General features: G+C 50.3%; 24 protein-coding genes. 19 read left to right on the forward strand and 5 right to left on the reverse strand.

Annotated features, from left to right (window positions below; genetic code table 11):
- The first annotated feature begins 77 nt into the window (after positions 1 to 77).
- The 5 genes from gltJ to hscC all read left to right on the forward strand — a co-directional run bounded on the left by gltJ (position 78) and on the right by hscC (position 5,024).
- On the forward strand, positions 78 to 818 hold the full coding sequence (gltJ, locus tag CRI63_RS03330) for a glutamate/aspartate ABC transporter permease GltJ (RefSeq protein WP_000020944.1): 741 nt from the start codon (positions 78 to 80) through the stop codon (positions 816 to 818).
- A complete protein-coding gene (gene gltK / locus CRI63_RS03335) occupies positions 818 to 1,492 on the forward strand; it encodes a glutamate/aspartate ABC transporter permease GltK (protein ID WP_000272824.1) in 675 nt (224 codons plus the stop codon). Before gltJ ends, gltK begins: the two co-directional genes overlap by 1 nt.
- Positions 1,492 to 2,217: a glutamate/aspartate ABC transporter ATP-binding protein GltL gene (gene gltL, locus CRI63_RS03340; protein WP_038355673.1), complete on the forward strand. Its 726-nt coding sequence runs from the start codon at positions 1,492 to 1,494 to the stop codon at positions 2,215 to 2,217. Before gltK ends, gltL begins: the two co-directional genes overlap by 1 nt.
- A gap of 117 nt (positions 2,218 to 2,334) precedes the next feature.
- A complete protein-coding gene (rihA, locus tag CRI63_RS03345) occupies positions 2,335 to 3,270 on the forward strand; it encodes a pyrimidine-specific ribonucleoside hydrolase RihA (protein ID WP_135518485.1) in 936 nt (311 codons plus the stop codon).
- Between the two features lie 83 nt (positions 3,271 to 3,353).
- Complete coding sequence (gene hscC / locus CRI63_RS03350; RefSeq protein ID WP_130222610.1) at positions 3,354 to 5,024, forward strand: molecular chaperone HscC; 1,671 nt, start codon at positions 3,354 to 3,356, stop codon at positions 5,022 to 5,024.
- A 110-nt stretch (positions 5,025 to 5,134) separates the two neighbouring features.
- Here the strand turns inward: hscC and djlC are convergent, their stop codons facing one another.
- Both djlC and CRI63_RS03360 read right to left on the reverse strand, forming a co-directional pair.
- Positions 5,135 to 6,586, reverse strand: a complete 1,452-nt coding sequence (gene djlC, locus CRI63_RS03355) for a co-chaperone DjlC (protein WP_135518487.1) — start codon at positions 6,584 to 6,586, stop codon at positions 5,135 to 5,137.
- On the reverse strand, positions 6,583 to 7,290 hold the full coding sequence (locus CRI63_RS03360) for a DUF1266 domain-containing protein (RefSeq protein WP_130222606.1): 708 nt from the start codon (positions 7,288 to 7,290) through the stop codon (positions 6,583 to 6,585). Before CRI63_RS03360 ends, djlC begins: the two co-directional genes overlap by 4 nt.
- Positions 7,291 to 7,391: 101 nt before the next feature.
- On the opposite strand from CRI63_RS03360, the gene CRI63_RS03365 reads away from it, so the two are divergent.
- Positions 7,392 to 7,946 carry a tetratricopeptide repeat protein gene (locus CRI63_RS03365; RefSeq protein ID WP_130219445.1) on the forward strand — a complete coding sequence of 185 codons (555 nt, stop codon included), beginning with the start codon at positions 7,392 to 7,394 and terminating at the stop codon, positions 7,944 to 7,946.
- Between the two features lie 9 nt (positions 7,947 to 7,955).
- Here CRI63_RS03365 and CRI63_RS03370 read toward each other — a convergent pair whose 3' ends face one another.
- Both CRI63_RS03370 and CRI63_RS03375 read right to left on the reverse strand, forming a co-directional pair.
- Complete coding sequence (locus CRI63_RS03370) at positions 7,956 to 9,383, reverse strand: J domain-containing protein (protein ID WP_135518489.1); 1,428 nt, start codon at positions 9,381 to 9,383, stop codon at positions 7,956 to 7,958.
- The gene (locus tag CRI63_RS03375) at positions 9,380 to 10,087 is read right to left on the reverse strand and encodes a DUF1266 domain-containing protein (RefSeq protein WP_130258611.1); all 708 of its coding nucleotides are present in this window, start codon (positions 10,085 to 10,087) and stop codon (positions 9,380 to 9,382) included. Before CRI63_RS03375 ends, CRI63_RS03370 begins: the two co-directional genes overlap by 4 nt.
- 163 nt (positions 10,088 to 10,250) lie before the next feature.
- Between CRI63_RS03375 and ybeQ the strand changes: the two genes are divergently transcribed.
- On the forward strand, positions 10,251 to 11,228 hold the full coding sequence (gene ybeQ, locus CRI63_RS03380) for a Sel1 family TPR-like repeat protein YbeQ (RefSeq protein ID WP_130258610.1): 978 nt from the start codon (positions 10,251 to 10,253) through the stop codon (positions 11,226 to 11,228).
- A gap of 70 nt (positions 11,229 to 11,298) precedes the next feature.
- On the opposite strand, the gene CRI63_RS03385 is transcribed toward ybeQ, so the two are convergent.
- Entirely contained in the window at positions 11,299 to 11,781 is a 483-nt protein-coding gene (locus CRI63_RS03385) for a zinc ribbon-containing protein (protein WP_001044880.1), read from the reverse strand.
- A 235-nt stretch (positions 11,782 to 12,016) separates the two neighbouring features.
- Here CRI63_RS03385 and leuS point away from each other — a divergent pair, with 235 nt between their 5' ends.
- The 12 genes from leuS (at position 12,017) to ybeD (ending at position 24,407) form a co-directional block, all read left to right on the forward strand.
- Positions 12,017 to 14,599 (forward strand): leucine--tRNA ligase, encoded by a 2,583-nt coding sequence (gene leuS, locus CRI63_RS03390; RefSeq protein ID WP_135518491.1) that lies wholly within the window; start codon positions 12,017 to 12,019, stop codon positions 14,597 to 14,599.
- 14 nt (positions 14,600 to 14,613) lie between these two features.
- The gene (gene lptE, locus CRI63_RS03395) at positions 14,614 to 15,192 is read left to right on the forward strand and encodes an LPS assembly lipoprotein LptE (protein WP_135518493.1); all 579 of its coding nucleotides are present in this window, start codon (positions 14,614 to 14,616) and stop codon (positions 15,190 to 15,192) included.
- On the forward strand, positions 15,192 to 16,223 hold the full coding sequence (holA, locus tag CRI63_RS03400; protein ID WP_130222596.1) for a DNA polymerase III subunit delta: 1,032 nt from the start codon (positions 15,192 to 15,194) through the stop codon (positions 16,221 to 16,223). Before lptE ends, holA begins: the two co-directional genes overlap by 1 nt.
- Position 16,224: 1 nt before the next feature.
- On the forward strand, positions 16,225 to 16,866 hold the full coding sequence (nadD, locus tag CRI63_RS03405) for a nicotinate-nucleotide adenylyltransferase (RefSeq protein ID WP_064528967.1): 642 nt from the start codon (positions 16,225 to 16,227) through the stop codon (positions 16,864 to 16,866).
- A 23-nt stretch (positions 16,867 to 16,889) separates the two neighbouring features.
- Positions 16,890 to 17,501: an adenosylcobalamin/alpha-ribazole phosphatase gene (locus tag CRI63_RS03410; RefSeq protein WP_135518659.1), complete on the forward strand. Its 612-nt coding sequence runs from the start codon at positions 16,890 to 16,892 to the stop codon at positions 17,499 to 17,501.
- Between the two features lie 259 nt (positions 17,502 to 17,760).
- Positions 17,761 to 18,078, forward strand: a complete 318-nt coding sequence (gene rsfS / locus CRI63_RS03415) for a ribosome silencing factor (RefSeq protein ID WP_001161662.1) — start codon at positions 17,761 to 17,763, stop codon at positions 18,076 to 18,078.
- A gap of 3 nt (positions 18,079 to 18,081) precedes the next feature.
- Positions 18,082 to 18,549, forward strand: a complete 468-nt coding sequence (gene rlmH / locus CRI63_RS03420) for a 23S rRNA (pseudouridine(1915)-N(3))-methyltransferase RlmH (RefSeq protein WP_000776104.1) — start codon at positions 18,082 to 18,084, stop codon at positions 18,547 to 18,549.
- A 30-nt stretch (positions 18,550 to 18,579) separates the two neighbouring features.
- Positions 18,580 to 20,481, forward strand: a complete 1,902-nt coding sequence (mrdA, locus tag CRI63_RS03425) for a peptidoglycan DD-transpeptidase MrdA (protein ID WP_130219433.1) — start codon at positions 18,580 to 18,582, stop codon at positions 20,479 to 20,481.
- 2 nt (positions 20,482 to 20,483) lie between these two features.
- Entirely contained in the window at positions 20,484 to 21,596 is a 1,113-nt protein-coding gene (gene mrdB / locus CRI63_RS03430) for a peptidoglycan glycosyltransferase MrdB (protein ID WP_000131717.1), read from the forward strand.
- A gap of 9 nt (positions 21,597 to 21,605) precedes the next feature.
- Positions 21,606 to 22,682, forward strand: a complete 1,077-nt coding sequence (gene rlpA / locus CRI63_RS03435) for an endolytic peptidoglycan transglycosylase RlpA (protein ID WP_130222594.1) — start codon at positions 21,606 to 21,608, stop codon at positions 22,680 to 22,682.
- Between the two features lie 140 nt (positions 22,683 to 22,822).
- Positions 22,823 to 24,034 (forward strand): D-alanyl-D-alanine carboxypeptidase DacA, encoded by a 1,212-nt coding sequence (gene dacA / locus CRI63_RS03440; RefSeq protein ID WP_064528971.1) that lies wholly within the window; start codon positions 22,823 to 22,825, stop codon positions 24,032 to 24,034.
- Positions 24,035 to 24,143: 109 nt separating this feature from the next.
- Complete coding sequence (gene ybeD, locus CRI63_RS03445; RefSeq protein WP_130206481.1) at positions 24,144 to 24,407, forward strand: DUF493 family protein YbeD; 264 nt, start codon at positions 24,144 to 24,146, stop codon at positions 24,405 to 24,407.
- The last annotated feature ends 39 nt before the right edge of the window (positions 24,408 to 24,446 follow it).

Genomic DNA, 24,446 nt, shown 5'->3' on the forward strand with positions numbered 1-24,446 from the left:
AAAACCGCAATACGCTGGGTAACAATCTTCGAGGGTAGCAGTTAACGCTGCTACCCTCTTTTTTCTGGAGTAGATTTATGTCTATAGACTGGAACTGGGGTATTTTTTTACAACAAGCCCCGTTCGGCAACACCACCTATCTTGGTTGGATCTGGAGTGGTTTTCAGGTGACGATCGCTTTGTCGATCTGCGCCTGGATTATCGCTTTCCTCGTCGGTTCATTTTTCGGCATTTTACGTACCGTTCCAAACCGTTTTCTCTCCGGTCTGGGTACGTTGTATGTAGAACTGTTCCGCAACGTGCCGTTGATTGTGCAATTCTTTACCTGGTATCTGGTGATCCCGGAGCTGCTGCCGGAGAAAATCGGCATGTGGTTTAAGGCCGAGCTGGATCCCAATATTCAGTTTTTCCTTTCATCCATGCTCTGCCTGGGGCTGTTTACCGCCGCCCGTGTTTGCGAACAGGTACGCGCCGCGATCCAGTCGCTGCCGCGTGGGCAGAAGAATGCCGCGCTGGCGATGGGTCTGACGCTGCCGCAGGCTTACCGCTATGTACTGTTGCCTAATGCTTATCGCGTTATCGTCCCGCCGATGACTTCCGAGATGATGAACCTGGTGAAAAACTCCGCCATCGCCTCGACTATCGGTCTGGTAGATATGGCGGCGCAGGCGGGTAAATTACTCGATTACTCCGCTCACGCCTGGGAGTCGTTTACCGCCATCACGCTGGCGTATGTGTTGATTAACGCGGTTATCATGCTGGTAATGACGCTGGTTGAACGTAAAGTTCGCCTGCCCGGCAACATGGGGGGCAAATAATGTACGAATTTGACTGGAGTTCCATTGTCCCTTCCCTGCCATACCTGCTCGACGGGCTGGTGATCACCCTGAAAATCACCGTCACGGCAGTCGTGATTGGTATTTTGTGGGGCACCATGCTGGCGGTGATGCGCTTGTCCAGTTTTGCGCCTGTTGCGTGGTTTGCCAAAGCCTACGTTAACGTATTCCGCTCGATTCCTTTAGTTATGGTTTTGCTGTGGTTTTACCTGATTGTGCCGGGTTTTCTGCAAAACGTGCTGGGATTATCGCCAAAAAATGATATCCGTTTAATTTCGGCGATGGTGGCGTTTTCGATGTTTGAAGCGGCCTACTATTCAGAGATTATCCGCGCCGGTATTCAAAGTATTTCTCGTGGTCAGTCGAGCGCCGCGCTGGCGTTGGGAATGACTCACTGGCAGTCGATGAAACTGATTATTCTGCCGCAGGCGTTCCGCGCGATGGTGCCGCTGCTGCTCACTCAGGGCATCGTACTGTTCCAGGATACCTCACTGGTGTATGTGTTATCTCTGGCCGATTTCTTCCGTACCGCCTCAACCATTGGTGAGCGTGATGGTACGCAGGTTGAGATGATCCTGTTTGCCGGATTTGTTTATTTCGTTATTAGCCTTAGCGCGTCGTTGTTGGTCAGCTACTTGAAAAGAAGGACAGCATAATGATTACCCTGAAAAATGTTTCAAAATGGTATGGTCACTTTCAGGTGCTGACCGACTGCTCAACCGAAGTGAAAAAAGGCGAAGTGGTGGTGGTTTGCGGCCCGTCTGGTTCCGGCAAATCAACGCTGATTAAAACCGTCAACGGCCTCGAACCGGTGCAGCAAGGTGAAATCACCGTCGATGGTATCGTGGTTAACGACAAGAAAACCGATCTGGCAAAGCTGCGTTCCCGCGTCGGGATGGTGTTCCAGCATTTCGAGCTGTTCCCTCATCTGTCGATTATCGAAAACCTGACCCTGGCGCAGGTGAAAGTGCTTAAACGCGATAAAGTGCCGGCTCGTGAAAAAGCATTGAAATTGCTGGAGCGCGTGGGACTTTCCGCACATGCCAATAAATTTCCGGCGCAGCTTTCCGGCGGTCAGCAGCAGCGTGTGGCAATTGCTCGCGCATTGTGTATGGATCCTATTGCCATGCTGTTCGACGAACCGACATCGGCACTAGACCCGGAGATGATCAACGAAGTGCTGGACGTGATGGTCGAACTGGCGAACGAGGGGATGACCATGATGGTGGTGACCCATGAAATGGGCTTTGCCCGCAAAGTGGCGAATCGGGTGATCTTTATGGACGAGGGAAAAATTGTCGAAGACTCGCCGAAAGACGCTTTCTTCGATGATCCGAAATCGGACCGCGCAAAAGACTTCCTCGCGAAAATCCTGCATTAATCCTTCCGGCGCGCATATCCAGGTGCGCGCCATCTCACGCTTTATCGTTTCGGTCCTCGTATCTGTTACATTCCGGCGTTACCCTTGTCGCAAAGAAACACACAACAAGGAGCAACAATGGCACTGCCAATTCTGTTAGATTGCGACCCAGGTCATGACGACGCTATCGCAATAGTTCTCGCCCTCGCCTCACCAGAGCTTGATGTCAAAGCCATCACATCTTCCGCCGGAAACCAGACACCCGATAAAACATTACGCAATGTTCTGCGTATGCTGACCTTGCTTAATCGCACCGATATTCCGGTAGCAAGCGGTGCGGTGAAACCGTTAATGCGTGAGTTGATTATCGCGGACAACGTACACGGCGAAAGTGGACTGGACGGCCCGGCATTACCGGAACCGACGTTCGCACCGCAAAACTGTACGGCGGTAGAGCTGATGGCGAAAACGCTGCGTGAAAGTGCGGAACCTGTCACGATTGTTTCTACCGGACCGCAAACTAACGTTGCCTTGCTGCTCAATAGCCATCCGGAACTACATAGCAAAATTGCCCGTATCGTGATGATGGGTGGCGCAATGGGGCTTGGTAACTGGACGCCAGCCGCCGAGTTTAATATTTATGTTGACCCGGAAGCGGCAGAAATCGTCTTTCAGTCCGGAATTCCGGTGGTGATGGCCGGTCTGGATGTCACTCACAAAGCACAAATCCACGTTGAAGACACCGAGCGTTTCCGCGCGATTGGTAACCCAATTTCAACCATTGTTGCCGAACTGCTGGATTTCTTCCTCGAATATCATAAAGACGAAAAATGGGGCTTTGTCGGCGCGCCATTGCATGACCCATGCACCATTGCCTGGCTATTGAAACCCGAGTTGTTTACCACCGTGGAGCGCTGGGTCGGCGTTGAAACACAGGGGAAATATACCCAAGGGATGACGGTTGTTGATTATTACTATCTGACCGGTAATAAACCGAATGCCACTGTAATGGTCGATGTTGATCGTCAGGGCTTTGTTGATTTACTGGCTGAACGTCTGAAATTTTACGCTTAATACTCCTTATTGATTAAGATCACCACGTTTTACCAGGGTGGTCTTAATCTGGTTATCTCTTTTTCTTTCAAGATATAAATGCAATGGATAATGCAGAACTCGCCATTGGTATCGATCTCGGTACTACCAATAGTTTAATTGCTGTCTGGAAAGACGGTGCCGCACAATTAATTCCAAATAAATTCGGTGAATATTTAACACCATCTATAATTAGCATGGATGAAAATAACCATATTCTGGTCGGTAAACCGGCAGTGTCCAGGCGCACATCGCATCCTGATAAAACCGCAGCATTATTTAAACGCGCGATGGGCAGTAATACCAACTGGCGGTTAGGCAGCGACACATTTAACGCGCCAGAACTGTCCTCTTTGGTATTACGCTCATTAAAAGAAGATGCCGAAGAATTTCTGCAACGTCCGATTAAAGATGTGGTGATCTCTGTTCCTGCTTATTTCAGTGATGAACAACGCAAGCATACCCGTTTAGCAGCAGAGTTAGCCGGGCTAAATGCAGTGCGCCTGATAAATGAGCCAACGGCAGCCGCGATGGCGTATGGCCTGCATACGCAGCAAAATACCCGCTCGCTGGTTTTTGATCTCGGTGGCGGCACGTTCGACGTCACGGTGCTCGAGTACGCCACGCCGGTGATTGAAGTTCACGCCTCCGCTGGCGATAACTTCCTCGGTGGCGAAGATTTTACGCATATGCTGGTCGATGAGGTTTTAAAACGTGCGGAAGTTGCCAAAACCGCGCTTAACGAGAGCGAACTGGCAGCCTTGTATGCCTGTGTGGAAGCGGCAAAATGTAGCAATCAATCGCCAATGCACATTCGCTGGCAGTACCAGGAAGAAACACGTGAATGCGAATTTTACGAGAACGAACTGGAAGATTTGTGGTTACCGCTACTCAACCGCTTGCGTGTGCCGATTGAACAGGCGTTGCGCGATGCACGTCTGAAGCCGAGTCAAATCGACAGCCTGGTACTGGTCGGCGGTGCGTCGCAAATGCCGCTGGTGCAGCGAATCGCCGTGCGTCTGTTTGGCAAACTACCGTATCAAAGTTACGACCCGAGCACCATTGTCGCGCTGGGCGCAGCGATCCAGGCCGCCTGCCGCTTACGCAGCGAAGACATTGAAGAAGTGATCCTCACCGATATTTGCCCCTACTCGTTGGGCGTTGAAGTTAACCGCCAGGGCATTTCCGGCATTTTCTCGCCAATTATTGAACGCAACACCACTGTGCCTGTATCGCGTGTAGAAACTTACTCAACCATGCACCCGGAACAGGATTCAATTACGGTTAACGTCTATCAGGGAGAAAACCACAAAGTTAAAAATAACATTCTGGTGGAATCATTCGATGTGCCGTTGAAGAAAACCGGGGCTTATCAGTCGATTGATATTCGCTTTAGTTATGATATCAACGGCTTGCTTGAAGTTGACGTGCTTCTGGAAGACGGCAGCGTTAAGTCCAGAGTCATTAATCACAGCCCGGTAACATTGAGCGCTCAGCAGATTGAAGAGAGTCGGGCGCGGTTATCCGCATTGAAAATTTATCCGCGCGATATGCTCATCAACCGTACCTTTAAAGCCAAACTGGAAGAGTTGTGGGCGCGGGCGCTGGGTGACGAGCGAGAAGAGATTGGCCGGGTGATCACCGATTTTGATGAGGCGTTGCAGTCAAACGATATGGCCCGCGTCGATGAAGTTCGTCGACGGGCGAGCGATTATTTAGCCATTGAGATCCCATAAATACGGCTGCCGGATGCGGCGTGAACGCCTTATCCGGCCTACTCGTAGGTCGGATAAGATGCATTAGCATCGCATCCGACATTGAAAGATAAGATGCGTCAGCATCGCATCTAACTGAGCAACATCGCGATTTTGCCGAGAGCATAACCTATCACCAGCACCGTTAAGCTGATTTTAATAATGCTGGTAATGCTCTGTGGTTTTTCATCCTCATCATTTATCTCTTCATGATTTTCAGGTATAGGCTCATCGACATCTTCATCCACCGGTTCGAGTTTCACTTTCGTTAACAGCATCCGGGTGATAATGGCCTCTAATGGATGAGCGTCTCCGCCTTCCAGCCTTGTATTAAGACGGGCCAGCATCTCTTGTTTCGGAAACGCTTCCAGTACTACCTGTTCCGCTACCCGATACAGATCCAGTAACGGTGAATCTTGCCCTGTCTCACTACCGACTCTCGATTTCCACCACGCCCATGCTTTGCGTTTGAAGAATAACGACTCGATAAACGATTGACCTAACGGCGATAATTTTCCGCTATGTAAAATTTCCGCCCATAGCAGCCGCGTCCGGGCGCTCTCACCAGGAACATATTTCAACGGTTTACCTTGTGCATCAATCATGCTTCGCGCTTCGATAACCATCACTAATAACGCGAAGTAATCCGGGCAATGACGTTTGCTCCACTGCAATAACAAATTATCGGCTTGTGTAGATGGGTAACTTTCCCAGTATGCGCAGAGATCGGCAAGCAGGCTTTCCCCCTCACCGCAGTACAAGCGTTGTGCACACTGGTAATACCGGGCATCTTCGCTTTCTGGTTCTTCCATTTGCCACTGTTTGGCTACAGGAATGAGTTCCGCCATACCTGTTTGCGCCGAGCTGTACCAGCGCAATAGTTTGCGATGCAACTTCGCATCATCAGGAATTAACCACGGACCTGCCATCGCCAAAAATGCAGTGACATAGTCAGGATGGTAACGACAGCAACGTTCCAGCGCGAAGTAATATTCAACAGTCTGGTTCTGTAACGCAACGGGGTATTCCAGAAGGCTAAGGAAATCGAAACAATCACCAGCCTGAATGGCCTCAAGAAAAGCCTCCCGCTCTTCTTCATCCATTCCTTCGCTGTCACTAAATGAATGCCAGTTCAAACGCTCTGCCAGCAAAGAAGCACAATTTAATGAAAGATATCGCGCTTCTATAGCGATTGCACACAGCGGCCAGCGTAATTGTTCGACATCCTCCATGTTCCAGGTATTTAATTGCTGAATAAATTTCTGCCAGGCGGAGGGCTGAAAACGATCACTTTCTGAATCCAGTAATGTCCTGAATGCACGTAGTATTTCATGTTCAGCGGCGGCATCTTTATCTTCATTATCTGCTTCCTCGACAGGATTTACCGCCAGTCGCAGCGCCTCTTCATAGGCCTGACGTAACGCTTTAAACCCCTGCGGATCGGTTTCGGGATGACACAACGGTAAACGAGCAAGATAAGCCTGACGGATAATATCAACTTGTGTTGTGCTTTCGATTTCGAGGATTTGCCAACATGTTTTCATAGGTCGCTCACATCCTTAAGCGTTACCGGGCATTCAGGTTGGGCAGTTAATGGCTGCCAGGGAAGCGTGGCATAGAAACGATCGCTTCCCGCTACCAGCTCTTCGAACATCCGACTCCCGGCGCTATCATATTTGTACAAGGTCAGCGCCTCGCGTAGCGAAGCATTGTCTTCGCACTGAGCGGATTGCCAGTAGAGACGTCCTAACGAATAGGCGGAAAAATAGTGCATCCAACTCTGATAGTAATGGTGTGCTCGTTCATAGACGCGCGATTGCAGCCATAAACTCTCTTCTTCCGTCAGCCACTTGTTGAGCACACCGACCCGTGACAGAAACCCCATTCGAACATAATCCCAGGCTTTGATTCCCCCTTCCCCGCAGCACATAGCAGTTTGTGCAACAAATTGGGTATAAATCAGACCTCTGTCAGAGCTACCAGCAATTAATGCTTTCCACTCTTCAGGTGAAGAGCGATGCCATGCCAGATATAACCCGGCTAAATCATTTGCGTGACCATCATCGGTCATTTGGTAAATAGTCTGAATTAAATCATCACGATTATTTATTCCCCAGGATGATGACAGATCAAACTCTTTTATTCCGGTATACATTTTTGGCGAGTCATGTGCAGGCTTGCATCCCTTATTAAGAATCTCCATTGGCGTAGAAAGCGCAAATAGAAGGCGTTGTTCTTCCTTATCCATTTATTAACAATCCTTTAAGTACATTAACTGACTACTTTTTTATTAATGATGAGTATAAACTTGACGCTTTCAAAATAAAAAGAAAATCGAAGTATTGATAAATGAACAAAAAAATATATTTTATATTCGCAATATTTATAGTTGCGGCTATCACTTGTATTAGCCAACCTAAGAAAACGACTTTGCGCGATAAAGCTATGGTGAATTATGTCTTTGATTATTTAAGATCACCAGGCAGTCTACCGTTTACCACGGCAGCAACGGAGCTTTCCGCGATTCATGGTCACTCAACGTCGCAATATCGCCTTGGCGAATTTTATCTTCATGGTAGCGACGGTAAACCTCTGGATTATACACAGGCGAGATACTGGTATGAGCAATCAGCAGAACAGGAAAATCCGCGCGCACAAAGCAAACTGGGGTGGATCTACCTGAAAGGCCTGGGAGTCAAACCCGATACCCGTAAAGCAATTCTCTGGTATAAGGAAGCAGCTGAACAAGGGTATGCTCATGCTCAATATACTTTGGGTTTGATCTACAGAAATGGCACTGGTATTAATGTTAACCATTATGAATCTCAAAAATGGTTAAAACTGGCCGCCAAACAACATTACAAAAATGCGGAAAGATTGCTTGCTGGGCTTCCCGCACATTAACGTCGACTGTCACCCGAAGAGATGGAGTATTTTCCCTATCAAACCAGCAAAAATAAAAATATAGAAAATAATTTTAATGATGCCCAGACAGCCCGGCCCACCATCATCAACAGGTATTGGCTGCGGTTGCGGCTCCGGTTCGACGGTTTGCTTCTCGGTAAAATTCGCCGACTGAATTAATAATCGACGAATAATTAATGCTTCCAGTGGGCAACGATCTTCTGCATCAAGACGAGCGACGATCGGCATTAATGATTCTTCTGTAGGCTGGTTCGCCAGTACTAATTGTTTAGCAACTAAATATAATGGCCATAAGGGATGCTCTGTATCACGCGTGAGTGAGATTCGCGGCTTACGCCCTTTGTGCAAAACCATCTCGACCAGAGAACGCCCCAGCGCAGAGAGTTTTTCATCGCTGAGTATTTCGTATAATTGAAAGCGCGTACGGGCGCTGTCGCCAGGAACATAAAGTAACGGTTTTCCCTGATCGTTAACCAGTTCACGAGCTTCAATCATCATCACCACTAACGGGTAATAATCGACCCGATGCTCACGGCACCATTGCAACATTAAAGCATCCGCCTGGGTAGAGGGAGACTCGCGCCAGTAATCACAAAGTTCTGCCAGCAGGTTTTCGCCTTCCCCACAATAGACGCGTTGCGCGTATTCATAATAACGCGCATCTTCATTATCAGGTTCAGCTTCCCGCCACGACCGAGCGTAATCCAGGAGTTCAGGTAATCCCAGGCGGCTTGAGGTATACCAGCACAGTAAATTTCTGTGCAGTTTTGCATCATCGGGGATAATCACTGCGCGATGTTGCGCTAAATACAGTGTCAGCCATTCTGGATGCGATGACCAAATCCGAGCGAACATTTGGTAAAAATCAATGGTTTCATTTTGCACGGCAACGGACAGATGCAGGATGGTCTGGAAGTTAAAAATATTCCCCTTCGCAATGGCATATAAAAAGGATTCCAGTTCTTCTTCGTCTATTTCCCCGGTGTTTTCCTCCTGCAACCACCGCAATCTTTCTGCTAATAACACCACGCACTCGAAGGATAAATGGGCAGTGTTCATAGCTATCGCGCACAACAACCAGCGTAATTCATCAATCTCTTCCATCGAGCAATAATTTAATTGCTGAATGAATCGCTGCCAGGCTGAGGGCAGAAAACGTTCGCTATCAGAGGCAAGTAACGCACGAAAGGCGAGCAGAATTTCATGTTCTGCAACTTCATGCTCTTCTGGTTGCCAAACAGATTTAGCAGGCGACTGCGCAACCCGTAGCGCGTCTTCATACGCCTGACGCAGTTGTTTAAAGCCCTGTGGATCGGTTTCTGGATGAAAGGACGGTAACAGCGCCAGATAAGCGTGACGGATAATATCGACGTCAGTCGTTTCCTCTATGTCGAGGATCTTCCAGCAATTTTTCATAGGTCGCTCATATCCTTAAGCGTTTCCGGGCATGCGGGGTAGTCAGCCAGTGGTTGCCAGGGTAAGGTCGCGTAATATGCATCGTCACTGGCAAATAATTGATAAAACATATCATTGCCGGAATCGTCGTATTCTTTACGCGCTAAGAATTCATGTAATAAAGGCAGATTATCATCCTCGGGAGACTGCCAATATTGCCGACCAAAGGTATAACCGGCAAAGTATTGCCGCCAGTTACTATAATAACGTAGCGCCCGTAGATGAATGCGCGACTGGATCCATAGACTTTCTTCTTCACTCAACCAGTTATTAAGTACGCCCATTCGGCTTAAAAAACCCATCCGGACATAATCCCAGGCTTTGATCCCCCCTTCGCCACAGCATTCGGCGGTGCTGGCGACAAATTGCGCGTAAGCCTGACCTTGCTCATTTAATTCAGCAAGATAGTCACGCCATTCACATGGCGAATAACGAAACCAGTGGTGATAAAACCCAGCCAACCGTGCAGCATGACCGTTATCGATCATTCGGTGAATTGTGCGCAGCAGGTCATCACGGTCATCAATTCCCCAGGAGGAAGAAAGGTCAAAAAAGCATGTACCTAAATACATTTTGGGGGATGAATGCGAAGGTAAACAGCATTCATTGCGTATTTCCATCGGAGTGGAAAGTGCAAACAATATTTTTTGCGACTCCATGTCCATATAATTTATCCTTAAACATTCATTTAATGAATGCAAACTACATTGCGAGGCTCATTTATTTATACTTTTCTGACGCAACATAATACGCATAAAATAAGGCTTACGCAAAAATGGAACATATAAAAATATAATATGCTTTATCTGCAACCATAAGGAAATGATAATGATATTTACGTCAAGTTGCTGCGATAATTTATCAATAGATGAGATTATCGAACGTGCTGAACAAGGCGATAGTGAGGCTCAATATATTGTTGGATTTTATTACAATCGCGATAGCGCAATTGACTCTCCGGACGACGAAAAGGCCTTTTACTGGCTAAAGCTTGCCGCCGGGCAAGACCATTGTGAAGCACAATATTCCTTAGGGCGGAAATACTCCGAGGATAAAAGCCGTCATAAAAATAATGAGCAAGCCATCTTTTGGCTGAAAAAAGCTGCCCTACAAGGCCATACTTTCGCTTCCAACGCCCTTGGCTGGATACTGGATCGTGGAGAAGACCCCAACGATAAAGAAGCGGTTGCCTGGTATCAGATAGCCGCGGAGAGCGGAATGTCTTATGCGCAAAATAATCTTGGGTGGATGTACAGAAATGGCAACGGAGTCGCACAAGACTATGCGCTGGCATTTTTCTGGTACAAACAAGCTGCATTGCAAGGCCATAGTGACGCGCAAGACAATCTGGCCGATCTTTATAAAGATGGAGAAGGCGTTGCTCAAAATAAGACTCTCGCCGCATTCTGGTATTTGAAAAGCGCACAGCAGGGTAATCGGCACGCCCAGTTTCAAATTGCGTGGGCTTATAACGCTGGCGAAGGGGTAGACCAGGACTATAAACAAGCGATGTACTGGTATCTGAAGGCTGCCGCTCAGGGAAGCATCGGCGCTTACGTTAACATCGGCTATATGTATAAACATGGGCAAGGCGTTGAGAAAGATTATAACGCGGCCTTTGAATGGTTTACGAAAGCCGCTGAATGCGATCACGCCACTGCCTGGTATAACCTGGCCATTATGTATCACTACGGAGAAGGAAGACCTGTTGATCTCCGACAGGCTCTCGACCTGTATCGTAAAGTTCAGTCATCCGGTACCAGAGATGTCAGTCAAGAAATCCGTGAGATTGAAGATTTACTGTAGAGATAAAAAACAAGGGCCGGGGAATTTCATTCGGCCCAAATTCTCTTTATTGGTGTGCAAAATCAAACTATTACGGCTCGAACGGACGTCTCTGGAACTGATCATGACCACACTTCGGGCATAGCGTCAGCACTTCCGGCGTGTAGATCGGGAGATGGAAGTGACATTTCTCGCAGACCAGATTCCCCAGCCCTACCACTTCTCCGCTGTGATAAACCCCGTGATGATTGAGATCCTGGAAAACTTCACGCCATTCAAGCTGCGTTTTATCGGTGATGTCCGCCAGTTCCTGCCAGAGGCTTTCTTTAATCACCCGCATAAACACGCTGTCAGATTCTTCCTTCAGGCTCTCTTCATAACTCATGGCGAACTCTTCCAGGTCACGTCTGACGGCCCGAGTCAGTTCATCGACCTCGGTCCGCGTTAACTCCCCTGTTTTTATTACACGCTCACGCGCCTGTTCTACCAGTGCATCGATATCGCGTTCGCCATTACGCAGTCGCTCGCTTAATGACGCCACCAGTTCACGGTAATATTGAGCAACCTTGTTCATCATTTCATCTCCCGTGTCGTTAACTGGCTATAATAATAGACGTTATTTACGCTCAACTTTGCAAGACTGCCCACAGAGTGTGTAAATTCGTGCAAGGATTACCGCTGTGCGATTTCAACGTCGAGTGCGCGAAAGGCTGTTTTGACGCGGACGTTTGGGCTATGCTATGCGGATCTGAAAAACCACCTCTAACGCTACTTTTGTAGCCGTAATGAAAACAGGACCACTGGCTGCCATGCAAGAGCAATACCGCCCGGAAGAGATAGAATCCAAAGTACAGCTTCATTGGGATGAGAAGCGCACATTTGAAGTAACCGAAGACGAGAGCAAAGAGAAGTATTACTGCCTGTCTATGCTTCCCTATCCTTCTGGTCGACTACACATGGGCCACGTACGTAACTACACCATCGGTGACGTGATCGCCCGTTACCAGCGCATGCTGGGCAAAAACGTTCTGCAGCCGATCGGCTGGGACGCGTTTGGTCTGCCTGCGGAAGGCGCGGCGGTAAAAAACAACACCGCGCCAGCACCGTGGACGTACGACAACATCGCGTATATGAAAAACCAGCTCAAAATGCTGGGCTTTGGTTATGACTGGAGCCGCGAGCTGGCAACCTGTACGCCAGAATACTACCGTTGGGAACAGAAATTCTTCACCGAGCTGTATAAAAAAGGCCTGGTGTATAAGAAGACCTCTGCGGTCAACTGGTGCCCGAACGACCAGACCGTACTGGCGAACGAACAGGTTATCGACGGCTGCTGCTGGCGCTGCGATACCAAAGTTGAACGTAAAGAGATCCCGCAGTGGTTTATCAAAATCACCGCTTACGCTGACGAACTGCTCAACGATCTGGATAAACTGGATCACTGGCCAGACACCGTTAAAACCATGCAGCGTAACTGGATCGGTCGTTCCGAAGGCGTAGAAATCACCTTCAAGGTTAACGACTATGACAACACGCTGACTGTTTATACTACTCGCCCGGACACCTTTATGGGTTGTACCTACCTGGCGGTAGCGGCAGGTCATCCGCTGGCGCAGAAAGCGGCGGAAAATAATCCAGAACTGGCGGCCTTTATTGACGAATGCCGTAACACCAAAGTTGCCGAAGCTGAAATGGCGACGATGGAGAAAAAAGGCGTCGATACTGGCTTTAAAGCTGTTCACCCATTAACGGGCGAAGAAATTCCCGTTTGGGCAGCAAACTTCGTATTGATGGAGTACGGCACGGGCGCAGTTATGGCGGTTCCGGGTCACGACCAGCGCGACTACGAGTTTGCCTCTAAATACGGCCTGAACATCAAACCGGTTATCCTGGCGGCTGATGGTTCTGAACCCGATCTTTCTCAGCAAGCCCTGACTGAAAAAGGCGTGCTGTTCAACTCTGGCGAGTTCAACGGTCTTGACCATGAAGCGGCCTTCAACGCCATCGCCGATAAACTAACTGCGATGGGCGTTGGCGAGCGTAAAGTGAATTACCGCCTGCGCGACTGGGGTGTTTCGCGTCAGCGTTACTGGGGCGCGCCGATTCCGATGGTGACGCTGGAAGACGGCACTGTAATGCCGACCCCGGACGACCAGCTGCCGGTGATCCTGCCGGAAGATGTGGTGATGGACGGCATTACCAGCCCGATTAAAGCAGATCCGGCGTGGGCAAAAACCACCGTTAACGGTATGCCAGCGCTGCGTGAAACCGATACTTTCGACACCTTTATGGAGTCCTCCTGGTACTATGCGCGCTACACTTGCCCGGAGTACAAAGAAGGTATGCTGGATTCCAAAGCGGCTAACTACTGGCTGCCGGTGGATATCTACATTGGTGGTATCGAACACGCCATCATGCACCTGCTCTACTTCCGCTTCTTCCACAAACTGATGCGTGATGCAGGCATGGTGAACTCTGACGAACCAGCGAAACAGTTGCTGTGTCAGGGTATGGTGCTGGCAGATGCCTTCTACTATGTTGGCGAAAACGGCGAACGTAACTGGGTTTCCCCGGTTGATGCTATCGTTGAACGTGACGAAAAAGGCCGTATCGTGAAAGCGAAAGACGCGGCAGGCCATGAGCTGGTTTATACCGGCATGAGCAAAATGTCCAAGTCGAAGAACAACGGTATCGACCCGCAGGTGATGGTTGAACGTTACGGCGCGGACACCGTTCGTCTGTTTATGATGTTCGCTTCTCCGGCGGATATGACTCTTGAATGGCAGGAGTCCGGCGTGGAAGGGGCTAACCGCTTCCTGAAACGTGTCTGGAAACTGGTGTACGAGCATACTGCGAAAGGTGATGTTGCGGCACTGAACGTCGATGCTCTGACTGAAGATCAGAAAGCACTGCGTCGCGATGTGCATAAAACGATCGCTAAAGTGACCGATGATATCGGCCGCCGTCAGACCTTCAACACCGCAATTGCGGCGATTATGGAGCTGATGAACAAACTGGCGAAAGCACCGACCGATGGCGAGCAGGATCGCGCCCTGATGCAGGAAGCGCTGCTGGCGGTAGTTCGTATGCTTAACCCGTTCACCCCACACATCTGTTTCACGCTGTGGCAGGAACTGAAAGGCGAAGGCGATATCGACAACGCGCCGTGGCCGGTTGCTGATGAAAAAGCGATGGTGGAAGACTCCACGCTGGTCGTTGTTCAGGTTAACGGTAAAGTCCGTGCCAAAATCACCGTTCCGGTGGATGCAACGGAAGAACAGGTTCGCGAACGTGCTGGCCAGGAGCATCTGGTAGCAAAATATCTTGATGGCGTTACCGTGCGTAAAGTGATTTACGTACCGGGTAAACTCCTCAATCTGGTCGTTGGCTAAGCGCGGGAGGAAGCGTGCGATATCTGGCAACATTGTTGTTATCTCTGGCGGTGTTAATCACCGCCGGGTGTGGCTGGCATCTGCGTGATACCACGCAGGTCCCTTCCACTATGAAGGTTATGATCCTGGACTCCGGTGACCCGAACGGGCCGTTAAGCCGTGCAGTGCGTAATCAGTTACGTCTGAACGGCGTCGAGTTGCTCGATAAAGAAACCACGCGTAAGGATGTTCCATCCCTGCGTCTGGGTAAAGTGAGCATCGCGAAAGATACCGCATCGGTATTCCGTAACGGTCAAACAGCAGAGTATCAAATGATCATGACGGTTAATGCGACCGTGTTGATCCCCGGCCGTGATATCTACCCGATTAGCGCCAAAGTCTTCCGTTCGTTCTTTGATAACCCGCAAATGGCGTTAGCGAAAGATAACGAACAAGACATGATCGTAAAAGAGATGTACGACCGTGCCGCCGAACAGCTTATTCGTAAGCTGCCAAGCATTCGCGCTGCGGACGTCCGTTCCGACGAAGAAACGTCGACAACAACGGATACCACAGCAACGCCTGCACGCGTCTCCACCACGCTGGGTAACTGATGATTCGGTTGTACCCGGAACAGCTCCGCGCGCAGCTCACTGAAGGGCTGCGCGCGGCCTATCTTTTACTTGGTAACGATCCCCTGTTGTTGCAAGAAAGCCAGGACGCCATTCGTCAGGTCGCCGCCGCACAAGGGTTTGAAGAACACCATACTTTTTCCATTGATCCCAACACTGACTGGAATGCGATCTTTTCGCTATGCCAGGCAATGAGCCTGTTTGCCAGTCGGCAAACTTTGTTGTTAGTGCTACCTGAAAATGGACCAAATGCGGCGATCAATGAACAACTCCTCACGCTCACCGGATTACTGCATGACGATCTGCTGTTGATCGTACGCGGTAATAAATTGAGCAAAGCGCAAGAAAATGCCGCCTGGTTTACCGCGCTTGCAAACCGTAGCGTGCAGGTTACTTGCCAGACCCCAGAACAAGCTCAGCTTCCTCGCTGGGTTGCCGCGCGAGCAAAACAGCTCAATTTAGAACTGGATGACGCGGCGAATCAGGTGCTCTGCTACTGTTATGAAGGAAACCTGCTGGCACTGGCACAGGCACTGGAGCGTTTATCGCTACTCTGGCCGGACGGCAAACTGACACTGCCGCGCGTTGAGCAAGCGGTGAATGATGCCGCTCATTTCACCCCTTTTCATTGGGTTGACGCTTTGTTGAGTGGCAAAAGCAAGCGTGCATTGCATATTCTTCAGCAGTTGCGCCTGGAAGGCAGTGAGCCGGTGATATTGTTGCGTACATTGCAACGTGAGCTATTGCTGCTGGTTAATCTGAAGCGTCAGTCTGCTCATACTCCACTGCGTGCGCTGTTTGACAAGCATCGGGTATGGCAGAACCGTCGTAACATGATTAGCGAAGCGCTAAATCGCCTGAGTCAGCCACAGTTACGTCAGGCTGTACAACTCCTGACACGAACGGAACTTACTCTCAAACAAGATTACGGTCAGTCCGTGTGGGCAGAACTGGAGGGATTATCTCTTCTTTTGTGTCATAAACCACTGGCAGACGTATTTATCGACGGTTGATATGAAATCTTTACAAGCTCTGTTTGGCGGCACCTTCGACCCGGTGCATTATGGCCATCTAAAACCCGTGGAAACGCTGGCGAATCTGATTGGTCTGACGCGAGTAACGATTATTCCTAACAACGTTCCTCCGCATCGCCCCCAGCCTGAAGCGAACAGCGTGCAGCGAAAACACATGCTTGAACTGGCGATTGCCGACAAGTCGCTGTTTACCCTTGACGAACGCGAGTTAAAGCGTAATGCCCCCTCTTACACGTCGCAGACGTTAAAAGAGTGGCGACAGGAGCAAGGCCCAGATGTGCCGCTGGCGTTTATTATCGGTCAGGACTCGCTGCTGAACTTTCCGACCTGGTATGAATACGAAACGATTCTCGACAATGCACATTTGATAGTCTGTCGACGTCCAGGTTATCCGCTGGAAATGGCACAACCGCAGTACCAGCAGTGGCTGGAAGATCATTTGACGCATAATCCGGAAGATCTGCATCTTCAGCCTGCTGGTAAAATTTATCTCGCCGAAACGCCGTGGTTCAACATCTCGGCGACAATCATCCGCGAACGTTTGCAAAACGGCGAATCTTGTGAGGAATTGTTACCAGAATCGGTACTGACTTACATTAACCAACAAGGCTTGTATCGCTGATATCTGCCGTCACGGAGGGAATGATGCGACTGTGGTTAATTCGTCACGGTGAAACGCAAGCGAATGTCGACGGGTTATACAGCGGTCATGCGCCTACACCACTTACGGAGCGCGGTATCGCGCAGGCGCAAAGCTTACATACCCTGCTACGTGATGTTCCCTTCGATAGGGTTTTATGCAGTGAACTGGAACGGGCGCAGCACACCGCGCGCCTGGTTCTTGACGACCGTCAATTCCCCGTGCAAATCATCCCTGAACTCAACGAAATGTTTTTTGGTGACTGGGAAATGCGGCATCATCGCGAACTGATGCAAGAAGATGCCGAAAACTATAGTGCCTGGTGCAATGACTGGCAGCATACCGTCCCTACTCGCGGTGAAGGCTTTCAGGCATTTTCACAGCGGATAGAAAGGTTTATTGCCGGACTTGGTGAGTATCAGCAGCACAAAAACATATTGATCGTTAGCCACCAGGGTGTGTTGAGCCTGTTGATTGCCCGCTTAATCGGCATGCCTCCCGAGGCAATGTGGCATTTTCGTGTAGACCAGGGCTGCTGGAGCGCCATTGATATCAATGGCGAGTTCGCAACTCTACGTGTCCTCAATAGCCGCGCCATCTGGTGCGAAGATGCATGACTTTTCTGTTTTTTTACAGGTAAGCCGCAACGGACATTGACAGGCCCGGGCAGGCTGATATTCTCCGCAACCTGACTTTTCCGCCATACACGACTTTGTAGAAATTGTTTTACAAAAATGGCGATGCAATCTGTGACGCGGGGTGGGATGATAGCCCACTTTCAAGAGCCGATTTGCTGACATTTGTCCCGAAATCGCCTCTGCTTCAGGTATACTGACAGACCATTTTTATCTTTTTTATTTCACCCAGGGGGAAAACTTGCAGGGTAAAGCACTCCAGGATTTTGTTATCGACAAAATTGATGACCTCAAAGGTCAGGACATCATCGCCTTAGACGTTCAGGGCAAATCCAGTATCACCGACTGTATGATCATCTGTACGGGAACATCCAGCCGTCATGTTATGTCCATTGCCGACCACGTGGTTCAGGAATCTCGCGCGGCGGGTTTATTGCCCCTCGGCGTTGAAGGTGAAAACGGCGCCGACTGGATTGTGGTCGATCTGGGTGATGTGATTGTCCATGTTATGCAGGAAGAGAGCCGTCGCCTGTATGAGCTGGAAAAACTCTGGAGTTAATGCGTGAAGCTGCAACTTGTCGCCGTGGGAACGAAAATGCCGGACTGGGTACAAACCGGTTTTACCGAGTACCTGCGTCGTTTTCCGAAAGATATGCCTTTTGAACTGATTGAAATTCCGGCGGGAAAACGCGGCAAGAACGCGGATATCAAGCGCATACTCGACAAAGAGGGTGAGCAAATGCTGGCGGCTGCCGGTAAAAACCGCATTGTCACCCTCGATATCCCAGGCAAGCCCTGGGACACGCCGCAGTTAGCCGCTGAACTGGAACGCTGGAAGCTGGATGGCCGCGATGTCAGCTTGCTGATTGGCGGGCCGGAAGGGTTATCGCCTGCCTGTAAAGCGGCGGCAGAACAAAGCTGGTCACTTTCGGCGCTTACCCTCCCCCATCCGCTGGTTCGCGTACTGGTCGCAGAGAGTCTGTACCGGGCGTGGAGCATTACCACCAACCATCCTTATCACCGTGAGTGATATGGTAGCCTTAAGTAGAAAACGCAGCGGATGAAATTACAGAACTCTTTTCGCGACTATTCGGCAGAGTCCGCGCTGTTTGTGCGCCGGGCGCTGGTCGCCTTTTTGGGGATTTTGCTGCTAACCGGCGTGCTCATCGCCAACTTGTATAACCTACAAATTGTTCGCTTTACCGATTACCAGACCCGTTCTAATGAAAACCGCATTAAGCTGGTGCCTATCGCCCCCAGCCGCGGCATTATCTACGACCGTAACGGTATCCCTCTGGCGCTCAACCGAACTATCTATCAGATAGAGATGATGCCGGAGAAAGTCGATAACGTGCAGCAGACTCTGGACGCCCTGCGCAGCGTGGTTGACCTGACCGATGACGATATCGCCGCGTTTCGAAAGGAGCGTGCACGTTCGCACCGTTTTACCTCTATTCCGGTGAAAACCAACCTGACTGAAGTTCAGGTGGCGCGTTTCGCCGTTAACCAGTACCGTTTTCCAGGTGTGGAAGTTAAAGGCTATAAACGTCGTTACTATCCCTATGGTTCAGCTCTGACCCACGTTATCGGTTATGTCTCGAAAATTAACGATAAAGACGTCGAGCGACTAAATAATGACGGCAAACTGGCCAACTATGCCGCAACACATGATATCGGTAAGCTGGGGATTGAACGTTACTACGAAGATGTTCTGCACGGCCAGACGGGTTATGAAGAAGTTGAAGTTAACAACCGCGGTCGCGTCATCCGCCAGTTAAAAGAAGTATCGCCGCAGGCCGGGCATGATATATACCTGACAATTGATCTCAAGCTCCAGCAGTATATTGAAACACTGCTGGCGGGCAGTCGTGCCGCTGTTGTAGTCACCGATCCGCGTACAGGTGGCGTGCTGGCGCTGGTTTCCACGCCAAGTTACGACCCTAACCTGTTTGTTGACGGTATCTCCAGCAAAGATTATTCCGCGTTGCTGAACGACCCGAACACACCACTGGTGAACCGTGCCACGCAGGGGGTTTATCCGCCAGCGTCGACGGTTAAACCTTATGTGGCGGTTTCGGCATTAAGTGCAGGGGTGATCACCCGTAATACCAGCCTGTTTGATCCTGGATGGTGGCAGTTGCCGGGGTCTGAAAAGCGTTATCGTGACTGGAAAAAATGGGGCCACGGTCGCCTGAATGTCACTAAATCGCTGGAAGAGTCAGCAGATACCTTCTTCTATCAGGTTGCCTACGATATGGGCATCGACCGCCTTTCTGAATGGATGGGTAAATTTGGCTACGGTCATTACACCGGTATCGACCTGTCGGAAGAACGCTCCGGTAATATGCCGACCCGCGAATGGAAACAGAAACGCTTTAAAAAACCGTGGTATCAGGGTGACACCATTCCGGTCGGTATCGGTCAGGGGTACTGGACAGCGACCCCTATCCAGATGAACAAAGCACTGATGATCCTGATTAACGACGGTATTGTGAAGGTTCCGCATTTGCTGATGAGCACCGCCGAAAATGGCAAACAAGTGCCGTGGGTACAGCCGCATGAACCGCCGGTAGGCGATATTCATTCTGGTTACTGGGAACTGGCGAAAGACGGCATGTTTGGTGTTGCTAACCGTCCTAACGGTACGGCACATAAATACTTTGCCAGCGCGCCCTACAAAATTGCGGCGAAATCCGGTACCGCGCAGGTCTTCGGCCTGAAGGCGAACGAAACCTATAATGCGCACAAAATTGCCGAGCGTCTGCGCGACCACAAACTGATGACCGCGTTTGCGCCGTATAACAATCCGCAAGTCGCTGTCGCTATGATTCTGGAAAACGGCGGGGCTGGCCCGGCGGTCGGTACGCTGATGCGCCAGATCCTCGACCATATTATGCTTGGTGACAACAACACCGATCTGCCTGCAGAAAACCCGGCGGTTACTGCTGCGGAGGACCATTAATCATGACGGATAATCCGAATAAAAAAACATTCTGGGATAAAGTCCATCTTGATCCCACAATGCTACTGATCTTACTGGCATTACTGGTCTACAGCGCCCTGGTAATCTGGAGCGCCAGCGGCCAGGACATCGGCATGATGGAGCGTAAAATCGGCCAGATCGCGATGGGGCTGGTCATTATGGTGGTGATGGCCCAAATTCCGCCGCGCGTTTATGAAGGCTGGGCGCCCTATCTCTATATCATCTGTATTATTTTGCTGGTAGCGGTAGATGCCTTTGGGGCCATCTCCAAAGGCGCTCAACGTTGGCTGGATCTCGGTATCGTTCGTTTCCAGCCCTCGGAAATCGCTAAAATAGCTGTGCCGCTCATGGTGGCTCGCTTTATCAACCGTGACGTTTGCCCGCCGTCGTTAAAAAATACCGCCATCGCGCTGGTGCTGATTTTTATGCCTACGTTGCTGGTGGCAGCGCAGCCTGACCTGGGGACGTCAATCCTCGTTGCGCTTTCCGGTCTGTTTGTACTGTTTCTCTCCGGACTTAGCTGGCGCCTGATTGGCGTTGCAGTGGTACTGGTGGCAGCATTTATCCCAATCTTGTGGTTCTTCCTGATGCATGATTACCAGCGCCAGCGCGTAATGATGCTACTCGACCCGGAATCAGACCCACTCGGCGCGGGCTATCACATTATTCAGTCTAAAATTGCTATTGGCTCCGGCGGATTACGCGGTAAAGGCTGGCTGCACGGTACCCAGTCACAGCTTGAATTTCTGCCCGAACGCCATACCGATTTTATCTTCGCGGTACTGGCGGAAGAGTTGGGATTAGTGGGTATTTTGATTCTGCTTGCTCTCTATATTCTGCTCATCATGCGCGGACTGTGGATTGCAGCCAGAGCACAAACTACCTTTGGTCGCGTCATGGCTGGCGGCTTAATGCTGATATTATTCGTTTATGTCTTCGTAAATATTGGTATGGTAAGCGGTATTCTGCCGGTTGTAGGGGTTCCACTCCCGCTGGTCAGTTATGGAGGATCGGCGCTCATAGTGCTGATGGCTGGGTTTGGGATTGTGATGTCAATCCACACCCACAGGAAAATGTTGTCGAAAAGCGTGTAAGAGGTGCGAATGCGTAAGCAGTGGCTCGGGATCTGCATCGCGGCAGGAATGCTCGCGGCATGTACTAGCGATGATGGTCAGCAACAGACGGTAAGTGTGCCGCAGCCTGCGGTATGTAACGGCCCTATAGTTGAAATTAGCGGGGCGGAACCACGTTTCGAACCACTGAACGCGACGGCAAATCAGGATTATCAGCGCGACGGCAGAAGCTACAAAATCGTGCAGGACCCTTCACGCTTTAGTCAGGCGGGCCTTGCAGCCATTTATGATGCCGAACCTGGCAGCAATCTGACGGCATCTGGCGAAGCATTTGATCCAACGCAGCTGACGGCGGCGCATCCCACGCTCCCCATCCCCAGCTACGCCAGAATCACCAACCTGGCTAACGGGCGGATGATCGTGGTGCGCATTAACGATCGCGGTCCCTACGGCAACGACCGTGTGATTTCACTTTCACGCGCGGCAGCTGACCGTCTTAACACCTCGAACAATACAAAAGTTCGTATCGATCCTATTATCGTCGCCCAGGATGGTTCATTTTCTGGCCCAGGCATGGCTTGTACTACCATTGCCAAACAGACTTACGCCCTGCCTGCGCCGCCCGATTTAAACGGCGGCAGCGGAACAAACTCTATGTCTGTCCCGCAGGGTGATATTCTCCCGGTCAGCAACTCGACGCTGAAAAGCGAAGATCCGACCGGCGCGCCGGTAACCAGCAGCGGCTTCCTCGGCGCACCGACCACCCTGGCGCCCGGCGTACTGGAAGGCAGCGAACCGACGCCTGCACCACAGCCCGTTGTCTCGGCACCTGCAACAACACCTGCAATGGTGACACCGCAAGCCGCTTCGCAAAGCGCCAGCGGTAACTTTATGGTGCAAGTGGGGGCCGTTAGCGATCAGGCACGCGCGCAACAGTATCAACAGCAACTGGGACAAAAGTTCGGTGTACCCGGTCGCGTGACCCAAAACGGCGCGGTCTGGCGTATTCAGCTTGGTCCATTCGCCAACAAAGCTGAAGCCAGTGCCTTACAGCAACGTTTACAAACCGAAGCCCAATTACAGTCATTTATTACCACCGCGCAATAACGTAAAGCAGGCATCTGAAATGTCAATTTCTGTAAATGACGTTAACAAAGTCACGCGGAAAGTCAGATGCCTGGCGGTAGTGCATTTGCTATAGTAGGGCACTTATTTTAAATTCCATCACGGATGTCGTAGTTCAGACCATGAATACCATTTTTTCCGCTCGTATCATGAAGCGCCTGGCGCTCACCACGGCTCTTTGCACAGCCTTTATCTCTGCTGCACATGCCGATGACCTGAATATCAAAACCATGATCCCGGGTGTACCGCAGATCGACGCGGAGTCTTACATCCTGATCGACTATAACTCCGGCAAAGTGCTCGCCGAGCAAAATGCGGATGTCCGTCGCGACCCTGCAAGTCTGACCAAAATGATGACCAGCTACGTTATCGGTCAGGCAATGAAAGCAGGTAAATTCAAAGAATCTGATTTAGTGACCATCGGCAATGACGCCTGGGCCACCGGTAACCCGGTGTTCAGAGGTTCTTCGCTGATGTTCCTCAAACCTGGCATGCAGGTACCGGTTTCTCAGCTTATCCGTGGTATCAACCTGCAATCTGGTAACGATGCTTGTGTTGCCATGGCTGACTTCGCCGCCGGTAGCCAGGATGCTTTCGTTGGTCTGATGAACAGTTACGTTAACGCCCTGGGCCTGAAAAATACCCACTTCCAGACTGTACACGGTCTGGACGCTGACGGTCAGTACAGCTCCGCGCGTGATATGGCGCTGATCGGTCAGGCCCTGATTCGTGATGTCCCTAACGAATACGCTATCTATAAAGAGAAAGAGTTTACCTTTAACGGTATTCGCCAGCTCAACCGTAACGGCCTGCTATGGGATAACAGCCTGAATGTCGACGGTATCAAAACTGGCCATACTGACAAGGCGGGCTACAACCTTGTCGCCTCCGCAACGGAAGGTCAGATGCGTCTGATCTCCGCAGTCATGGGCGGACGCACGTTCAAAGGCCGTGAAACCGAAAGTAAAAAACTGCTGACCTGGGGCTTCCGTTTCTTCGAAACGGTTAACCCGCTGAAAGTTGGCAAAGAGTTCGCCTCTGAACCGGTATGGTTTGGTAATACTGACCGCGCTTCGTTAGGGGTTGATAAAGACGTTTACCTGACCATTCCGCGTGGCCGCATGAAAGACCTGAAAGCCAGCTACGTGCTGAACAGCAGTGAACTACATGCGCCTCTGCAAAAGAACCAGGTCGTTGGCACCATCAACTTCCAGCTTGATGGCAAAACTATCGAACAGCGCCCGCTGGTGGTGTTACAGGAAATTCCGGAAGGTAACTTCTTCGGCAAAATCATTGATTACATTAAATTAATGTTCCATCACTGGTTCGGCTAAAAATTGAACACTTGAAAGTGTAATTTCCGCCCCCATATACTAAGCATCAGTAAAAAACTCCCGCCCTCTGGCGGGAGTTGCTATTTAATTACGTTACGCCGGAGCTGACATGAAAACCAAACTTAACGAACTGCTTGAATTCCCTACTCCTTTTACCTACAAAGTAATGGGGCAGGCGTTACCTGAGCTGGTTGATCAGGTGGTTGAAGTGGTACAGCGCCATGCGCCAGGTGACTACAACCCAACGGTAAAACCAAGCAGCAAAGGCAACTACCACTCGGTATCTATCACTATCAACGCCACTCATATCGAGCAGGTTGAAACTCTGTACGAAGAACTGGGCAAAATCGATATCGTCCGTATGGTTCTGTAATTCGCTTCTCCGTTACCCGGCCTCTGGTCGGGTAACTCC

The sequence above is a fragment of the Escherichia sp. E2661 genome (genome assembly GCF_004745185.1).
GTDB lineage: Bacteria > Pseudomonadota > Gammaproteobacteria > Enterobacterales > Enterobacteriaceae > Escherichia.

What these genes read in the sequence shown, in the direction of transcription:
- mrdA (WP_130219433.1), top strand. Translation starts at nt 18,580, where the DNA reads ATGAAATTACAGAACTCTTTTCGCGACTATTCGGCAGAGTCCGCGCTG.
- CRI63_RS03385 (WP_001044880.1), bottom strand. Translation starts at nt 11,781, where the DNA reads ATGAACAAGGTTGCTCAATATTACCGTGAACTGGTGGCGTCATTAAGC.
- gltL (WP_038355673.1), top strand. Translation starts at nt 1,492, where the DNA reads ATGATTACCCTGAAAAATGTTTCAAAATGGTATGGTCACTTTCAGGTG.
- dacA (WP_064528971.1), top strand. Translation starts at nt 22,823, where the DNA reads ATGAATACCATTTTTTCCGCTCGTATCATGAAGCGCCTGGCGCTCACC.
- rihA (WP_135518485.1), top strand. Translation starts at nt 2,335, where the DNA reads ATGGCACTGCCAATTCTGTTAGATTGCGACCCAGGTCATGACGACGCT.
- nadD (WP_064528967.1), top strand. Translation starts at nt 16,225, where the DNA reads ATGAAATCTTTACAAGCTCTGTTTGGCGGCACCTTCGACCCGGTGCAT.
- gltJ (WP_000020944.1), top strand. Translation starts at nt 78, where the DNA reads ATGTCTATAGACTGGAACTGGGGTATTTTTTTACAACAAGCCCCGTTC.
- ybeD (WP_130206481.1), top strand. Translation starts at nt 24,144, where the DNA reads ATGAAAACCAAACTTAACGAACTGCTTGAATTCCCTACTCCTTTTACC.
- CRI63_RS03375 (WP_130258611.1), bottom strand. Translation starts at nt 10,087, where the DNA reads ATGGACATGGAGTCGCAAAAAATATTGTTTGCACTTTCCACTCCGATG.
- leuS (WP_135518491.1), top strand. Translation starts at nt 12,017, where the DNA reads ATGCAAGAGCAATACCGCCCGGAAGAGATAGAATCCAAAGTACAGCTT.
- ybeQ (WP_130258610.1), top strand. Translation starts at nt 10,251, where the DNA reads ATGATATTTACGTCAAGTTGCTGCGATAATTTATCAATAGATGAGATT.
- gltK (WP_000272824.1), top strand. Translation starts at nt 818, where the DNA reads ATGTACGAATTTGACTGGAGTTCCATTGTCCCTTCCCTGCCATACCTG.
- CRI63_RS03365 (WP_130219445.1), top strand. Translation starts at nt 7,392, where the DNA reads ATGAACAAAAAAATATATTTTATATTCGCAATATTTATAGTTGCGGCT.
- hscC (WP_130222610.1), top strand. Translation starts at nt 3,354, where the DNA reads ATGGATAATGCAGAACTCGCCATTGGTATCGATCTCGGTACTACCAAT.
- CRI63_RS03370 (WP_135518489.1), bottom strand. Translation starts at nt 9,383, where the DNA reads ATGAAAAATTGCTGGAAGATCCTCGACATAGAGGAAACGACTGACGTC.
- rlpA (WP_130222594.1), top strand. Translation starts at nt 21,606, where the DNA reads ATGCGTAAGCAGTGGCTCGGGATCTGCATCGCGGCAGGAATGCTCGCG.
- holA (WP_130222596.1), top strand. Translation starts at nt 15,192, where the DNA reads ATGATTCGGTTGTACCCGGAACAGCTCCGCGCGCAGCTCACTGAAGGG.
- CRI63_RS03410 (WP_135518659.1), top strand. Translation starts at nt 16,890, where the DNA reads ATGCGACTGTGGTTAATTCGTCACGGTGAAACGCAAGCGAATGTCGAC.
- djlC (WP_135518487.1), bottom strand. Translation starts at nt 6,586, where the DNA reads ATGAAAACATGTTGGCAAATCCTCGAAATCGAAAGCACAACACAAGTT.
- CRI63_RS03360 (WP_130222606.1), bottom strand. Translation starts at nt 7,290, where the DNA reads ATGGATAAGGAAGAACAACGCCTTCTATTTGCGCTTTCTACGCCAATG.
- mrdB (WP_000131717.1), top strand. Translation starts at nt 20,484, where the DNA reads ATGACGGATAATCCGAATAAAAAAACATTCTGGGATAAAGTCCATCTT.